General features: G+C 72.7%; 5 protein-coding genes. 4 read left to right on the top strand and 1 reads right to left on the bottom strand.

Annotated elements, in window-relative coordinates:
- Positions 1–93 precede the first annotated feature (93 nt).
- Entirely contained in the window at positions 94–1,647 is a 1,554-nt protein-coding gene (locus ACFWEJ_RS25900; RefSeq protein ID WP_377232049.1) for a DivIVA domain-containing protein, read from the bottom strand.
- Positions 1,648–1,985: 338 nt separating this feature from the next.
- On the opposite strand from ACFWEJ_RS25900, the gene ACFWEJ_RS25905 reads away from it, so the two are divergent.
- The 4 genes from ACFWEJ_RS25905 (at position 1,986) to ACFWEJ_RS25920 (ending at position 6,521) form a co-directional block, all read left to right on the top strand.
- Positions 1,986–3,422 carry a hypothetical protein gene (locus ACFWEJ_RS25905; RefSeq protein ID WP_377232050.1) on the top strand — a complete coding sequence of 479 codons (1,437 nt, stop codon included), beginning with the start codon at positions 1,986–1,988 and terminating at the stop codon, positions 3,420–3,422.
- A complete protein-coding gene (locus ACFWEJ_RS25910) occupies positions 3,419–4,426 on the top strand; it encodes a hypothetical protein (RefSeq protein ID WP_377232051.1) in 1,008 nt (335 codons plus the stop codon). Before ACFWEJ_RS25905 ends, ACFWEJ_RS25910 begins: the two co-directional genes overlap by 4 nt.
- A gap of 43 nt (positions 4,427–4,469) precedes the next feature.
- Positions 4,470–5,495 carry a hypothetical protein gene (locus ACFWEJ_RS25915; protein WP_377232052.1) on the top strand — a complete coding sequence of 342 codons (1,026 nt, stop codon included), beginning with the start codon at positions 4,470–4,472 and terminating at the stop codon, positions 5,493–5,495.
- A gap of 63 nt (positions 5,496–5,558) precedes the next feature.
- The gene (locus ACFWEJ_RS25920; RefSeq protein WP_377232053.1) at positions 5,559–6,521 is read left to right on the top strand and encodes a co-chaperone YbbN; all 963 of its coding nucleotides are present in this window, start codon (positions 5,559–5,561) and stop codon (positions 6,519–6,521) included.
- Positions 6,522–6,597: the final 76 nt, after the last annotated feature.

Consider the following 6,597-nt stretch of genomic DNA (forward strand, 5'->3'; position numbering starts at 1 on the left):
AGGCCAACCCAACCCTCCCCTCCGGGGGGGGCCCCCCCCGCGGGTGGGCGCCCCCCGCCCCTCGTTCGGTCCCGGCCCAGCCGGGGGAGCAGGTCAGCTCGACGCGCCGGCCTTCTCGGAGACGGGTGCCTCGGCGTCGTCGCTCTCCGCGGGGGAGGACGCCGAGTCGGAGGCGGCCTGGCCGGCCTTCGTGCTGGCCTTGGTGCCCTTGACCGACGGGATGACGACGGTCGCGGTGCCGACGGGCACGGGCGTCGGGTTGCTCGGCGGGATCGAGGCCGGCATCGACCCGTCCGCGTCGGGCACCTCGGGCTCGGCCTCGGTGCCGTCGCCGACGACCGCGAAGCGTGCCTGCTGCGCCGGGGTGGCCCCCGCCATGCTCGCGGCCTTGGCTGCCGGGGCGGGCGTCGCGGCGGGTGCGCCCGGGGCCGCCGGGGTCCCGAGCATGCCGCGCAGCTCCTCCAGGTAGGAGTTGATCGAGTCGTGCTGACGCGTGAGGTCCTCGAGCTGGTGCTGTGCGGCGGACCGGCTCGACTCGGCCTCGGCGCGGGCGTCGTCGATGGTCTGCTCCGCGAACTCGCGGGCGTCGGCCACGATCCGGTCCGCGGACTTGCGGGCGTCGGCCACGAGGTCCTTGACGTAGACGTCGGACTCGGAGCGGATCTTCTCGGACTGCTCCAGTGCGACGGCGACGCGCTTCTCGGCCTCGGCCGCGTGCTCCTCGGCCGTGCTGACCAGCTTGGCGGTCTCGGTCTTGGCCGTCTCGTGCCGCTCGGCGAGCTCCTTCTCGACTGCCTCCTTGCGGGTGGCGATGTCGAGCTCGGCCTGGGCGAGCGCCGCGCGGGCCTGCTCGCGCAGGTCCTCCATCTCGGTGGTGACGGCGTTGGAGGCCTCGGCTGCCTGGCGGCGGGCCTCGGAGAGGATCTGCTCGGACTCGGCGCGGGCGCTGGCGAGCATCGCGGACGAGTCGCGCTCGGCGGTCTCGCGCTGCTCGGTGGTCTCGGCGTTCACCTGGGCGCGCAGCTTGGCGGTGTCGCGCTCCGTGTTGACGCGCAGCTCCGTGGTCTCGCGCTCCACGGTCGAGCGCAGGGTGCCGAGCTCGCGCTCCAGGCTGGCCCGGCGCTCGCTCTCCTCGGCGTTGATCGCGCTGGCGATCTGCGCGGACTCGCGCTCGGCGGAGCCGACGAGCTCCTCGGCGCGGCGCTGCGCGGCGAGCAGGTGGCCCTCGGCCTCGGCGGCCATCGTGGTGCGGATCTCCTCGGCCTCGCGACGAGCGCTGGCGAGCATCTCGGCGACCTCGGACTCGGCGCGCGAACGCACCTGCCCGCCCGACAGCTTGGCGCGGGCCATGATGTCCGCGGCCTGCTGGTTGGCCTGGTTGATGATGTCCGTCGACTGGTCCTCGGCGGAACGCAGGAGGAGCTCGATGCGGGAACCGAGGCCGGCGTACGACGGCTTCTCGGTCTCGCGCAGGTTGCGCTTGGCATCGTTGAGGTCCTGCGTGAGCTGCATGGCACGACCGTCGGAGGCCTCGACCTGTCGGCGTGCTTCTTCGAGCGCGTGGTTCAGGCGGTCCAGGTGCGCGTGCACCTGGTCGCGGTCGTACCCACGCATGGCAGTCGGGAAGAGCGAGCGCTCGTCGGACACGGTGCAGACCTCCAGTGTCGGAACTTGGTGAGGCGCGGGTCAGGCTCCCCCCTGGGACGGCTTTTATCGGCTCGTCCGGCGCCCAGGATACGTGCCTTGTGCGGATGTGGATACTCCGCAGTGGGATGCAATCTACGCAATGCGTGGAATACTGCCCGCGGGTTCGGGACCCCTCTCCCACCGTGGCGGTTCAGGCACACCTCGGTGAAGGAAGAGTGAGAGTCCCGGCCGAACCTCACAAGCACACCCGTCATTGGACAGTGCTCTGTGATCGGTCCCTATGCTGGAACATCCACCTGATCGACGGGCTCGCGCCCTCACTTCGAAGGGAATCGGTGGTGCAACGCTTTTTGGCGATCCTCCTGATCCTGGCCGGCCTTGGCGGGATCGGTTTCGGGATCGCGACGGCAACCGTCCTGCGCGATTCCGACACCGTCGTCGCGACCGCGACCCCCAGCGGTGACGGAACCATGGTCGTGACGGAGCCCGGAGTTCTCGGCCTCGTCGACGACCAGGTGACCGTGCGGGCCACTGTCCCCGAGGGACAGAAGGTCACGCTCGCGCTCGGGTCCGACGTCGACGTGCTCGGCTGGGTCGGCAGCGACCCCTACGACTCGGTGACCGGCCTGTCCTCGTGGGAGACGCTCAGCGTCGCGCCCGGCACCCCCGCCCCCTCGGACGACGAGGACGCGGAGGAGACCCCGGCTGAGAAGCCGACCACCGGCCCGGACCCCGCCGGGTCCGACATGTGGATCTCCGAGGTGAGCGGTGAGACCACCGTTCAGCTGCGCTGGACCGAGCAGCCCGGCCGTGTCGTGCTGCTGGCCGCGGGCGTCGGCAAGGACGCCGTGGCGCCCACGCTCGAGCTCACCTGGCCGCGCCCCGTCAACACGCCGTACCTGTGGCCCGGCGTGCTGGGCGGTGGCTTCGTCCTGATCCTCGGCGTCTTCATGCTCCTCGGCTCCCGGCGCAAGAAGCGCAACGGCAAGAACGGGTCGACGTCCGCGGTCCGCACGCGCCAGTCGTCCTCGGAGCTGCCGCGTCGTGACGCGGTCTTCGGGGTGGACGGCGGCGAGGCGGAGCAGCACCCGGAGGAGACCCGCGGATTCCCGCCCGCACCGGGCGGAGCACCCGCACCCGGCGACGCGCCCGACGGCGGCACGGCGGTCTTCCCGCCGGCGGCCCCGGAGCGTCCGGGCAGCGCGCGCCCCGAGCAGGGCCCGCCGCGACCGGGCACGCCGCGACCGGGTGGGCCCCGTCCGGGCCGGCCCGAGCCGGGCACGCCCGAGCCCCACGAGGACCGCACCCAGGCCTGGGGGGCGCCCGCCCCCTTCGGCGGTGCCGCCCCGATCGTCCCGGCACCGGAGCCCGAGCCGGCTCCCGCGCCGGTCGCCGCCCCCGCGGCCTCCATCCGCGGCATGCGGCGCAGCCGGCGCAGCCAGGCTCCTGGCGCTCCCGCCGGGGCTCCCGCACCGGCGGCGCCCGCGCAGTTCGGCGGCGCCGTTCCCGAGCACACGCAGCCCGCTCCAGCGCGGCCCGCGGCACCGGCCCCGGCCGAGGCCGACCCCGCGGCGTCGGGCAAGCCGATGACCCGGCGCGAGATGCGCATGCGCGAGCAGGCGCAGCGCCGCGCGGCGACCGGCGCCATGCCGGCCGTCCCGGCCGCCGAGCCGCAGTCCGAGCCCGAACCCGAGCAGGAGACCCCGAGCAGCCGTGCCGCTGCGTGGCGCCAGACCTGGGGCGTCACGGGGAACGACGACGGAGGTAATCGATGAGACGCACCACGACCCGCTCCATGGCCGTGGTGGCCACCGTGCTCGCCACGGGTCTGCTGGCCGGCTGCGCCGAGGAGCTCCCTGTCCCCAAGCCGGAGGCGCCCGTCGCGGCGGCCGTGGTCTCGCAGTCGCAGGAGCGCAAGATCCTGGACAAGGTCTCCGGCGTGGTCGAGGGCGTGACCAAGTCCAGCGACGCCGACTCGCTCGCCGCGCGCCTGTCCGGGCCGGCCCTCGCGATCCGCGAGACCCAGCTCAAGGTCGCCGCCGCCCGCAAGGACAAGGAACCGCTGACGGACCTGGCGATGGAGATGCAGCAGGTGATCCTGCCCTCCGACCAGGAGTGGCCGCGCACCAGCTTTGCCATCACGGTCCAGCCCAAGGACCTCACCACGCCGGTGCTCATGGCCTTCAACCAGTCGAGCGCGCGCGAGCAGTACAAGATGTGGGGCTGGGTCCGCCTGCTGCCGGGCGTCACGATGCCGCAGTTCGCGGAGGCCGACCTCGGCAGCGCCGCGGTCCCGGCGAACGACGAGAGCCTCAAGATGACGCCCCAGTCCGCCGTGGAGCAGTACGCGTCGGTGCTGACGGTGGACAAGGACTCGAAGTACGCCGGCAACTTCGCCGACGACGACCTGCGCCAGTTCTTCCGGGACTACGGCAAGCTGCAGGTCGACGCGATCAACAAGGAAGACTGCAAGGGAGCCTTCGAGGTCGCGTACGAGCCCACCAAGGACCCGGTCAAGTCGGTCCGGACGGCGGACGGCGGCGCCCTCGTGATGGCGGCGATGATCAGCAAGGAGACCATCACCGCCAAGGAGGAGGGCTGCGAGATCGGCCCGCCGACCAAGACGACCCAGGCCCTGTGGGGCGACGCCGACGTGACCAACGTGGTCGAGGTCAACTACAAGGACATGGTGGCGATGTACGTGCCGCCCAAGGACTCCGAGGACCAGGTCAGCCTGGTCGGGTACGAGCACGTGCCGTGGTCGGTCTCGAACGGCTGATCTTTCGCTGACCAGCGCGTCAGCCCTGGTTAGGGTGGCCCCCGTGAACTCACGGAGGCCACCCTTTCCACGTCCCGGGCTCGTACCGCCGGCGCTCGCGATCACGTCGCTCCTGCTCGCGGGGTGCACCGCCGAGCTCCCCGTCCCGGTTGCCGACGCCCCGGTCGTCGCCGCCGTCGTCACCGAGACCCAGGAGCACAAGATCCTGGACCAGGTGACGGGGGTCGTCGACGGCGCGAAGGGGGCCGACGGTGCCGAGGCGCTGGCCGAGCGGCTGACCGGTCCCGCGCTCGAGCTGCGCCGGGCCGAGCTGCGGATCGCCGCCGCCGGCGACGGCAAGGCCCTGCTCGCCATGCCGATGGAGGCGCAGCAGCTCGTCCTGCCGTCCGAGCAGGGCTGGCCGCGCAGCAGCTTCGTCATCACGGAACAGCCGGCCAAGGGCACGCCGTTGCTCGCGGCGTTCGAGCAGCCCGCAGCCCGCGACCAGTACAAGATGTGGGGCTTCGTCTACCTGGCGCCCGGGGTGACGATGCCGCAGTTCGCGGCGGCCGAGCTGGGCAGCCCGGCCGTCCCGGCCGACGACCCGAGCCTCAAGGTGACGCCGCAGGACGCCGTCACGCAGTACGTGTCGGTCCTGAACGCCGGCGAGGAGTCGAAGTACGCCGCGAACTTCGGCGCCGCCGCGGACGACGAGCTGCGGGCTACCCTGCGCAAGACCGGCGACGGTCAGCTCGCGGAGATCAAGAAGGCGGACAAGGAGGCCAAGGGCACCTTCAAGGTCGGCTACGAGGCGACGAAGGACCCGGTCAAGGCGGTCCGCACGTCTGACGGCGGCGCCGTGGTGCTGGCGGCGCTGCTGAGCCAGGAGACCCTGACGGCGGACAAGGGGTGGCAGCTCTCGCCGAGCACGCCGTCGGCCAAGGCGCTGTGGGGCGGCGCCAAGGGTACCGAGGTGATGAAGATCGCCTACCGCGACATGGTCGCGCTGTACGTACCGCCGGCCGACTCGGGGGAGCAGGTGAGCCTGCTGGGCTTCCACCGGGTGCCTTACGCGGTGTCGAACAAGTAGGTCGGTGATCGCCGAGAGCGGAGTCGACGGGTATCGATCGCGTGGTTCATTAGGATTGCCCCCATGAGCAGTACCTCCCCTCAGCCCGGCCCCGCCCGGAGCGCGCAGCCCGAGTTCGCGGTGCGCGGCGCCGTCGACCTGTCCGCCCTCAACCGTCCCCAGGCGCCGCCGCCCGGAGAACCCGGTGGCGCACCCGAAGCCGGCGGTTTCGTCGTGGACGTCAGCGAGGCGAACTTCGAGCAGCTGGTCCGCGACTCGGCCACGTACCCGGTGGTGATCCTGCTGTGGATCCCGACGGACCAGGCGAACGCCGAGCTGGGCGCCACGCTGGGCCGCCTCGCCCAGGAGTACGGCGGCCGGTTCCTGCTGGGCCGCGTCGACGCGCAGGCCTCGCCGCAGGTCGCCGCCGCGTTCCAGGTGCAGGGCGTGCCGACCGTCGTCGCCGTGCTGCAGGGCCAGCCGCTGCCCCTGTTCCAGGGCGCCGCCGACGAGCAGCAGATCCGCGGCGTGCTCGACCAGGTGCTGGCCGCCGCCGAGCAGAACGGCGTCACGGGCCGGGCCCCGGGCGGTGTCCCCGCGACCGACGAGCCGGAGCCCGAGGTGGAGCCGCCGCTGCCGCCGCTGCACCAGGAGGCGTACGACGCGATCGAGCGTGACGACCTGGAGGGTGCCGCCGCGGCCTACGCGAAGGCGCTGCGCCAGGACCCGAAGGACTCGGACGCCACGGCCGGCCTCGCGCAGGTGCACCTCATGCAGCGCACCCACGACTCCGACCTCGCCGCCGTGCGGCAGGCCGCCGCGGCCGCGCCGTCCGACGTCGACGCGGCGCTCGCCGTCGCGGACATGGACATGCTGGGCGGCAAGGTGGACGACGCGTTCGCCCGCCTGCTCGACCTGCTGCCCGAGGCGGACGCCGACGGCAAGGAGAAGATCCGGGTGCGGCTGCTGGAGCTCTTCGAGGTGGCCGGCACCACGGACCCGCGGGTGAGCAAGGCCCGCAAGCGCCTGGCGATCAGCCTGTACTGACGGGGCGTGCCGTCGGCCGGACGGTTCAGTGTGTCTCGCTGATCACCTTTGAGGCCCGGCTTTCTTCGCTTTGAGG

Source organism: Promicromonospora sp. NPDC060204, from assembly GCF_042728455.1.
In the GTDB taxonomy this organism is placed as follows: domain Bacteria; phylum Actinomycetota; class Actinomycetes; order Actinomycetales; family Cellulomonadaceae; genus Promicromonospora.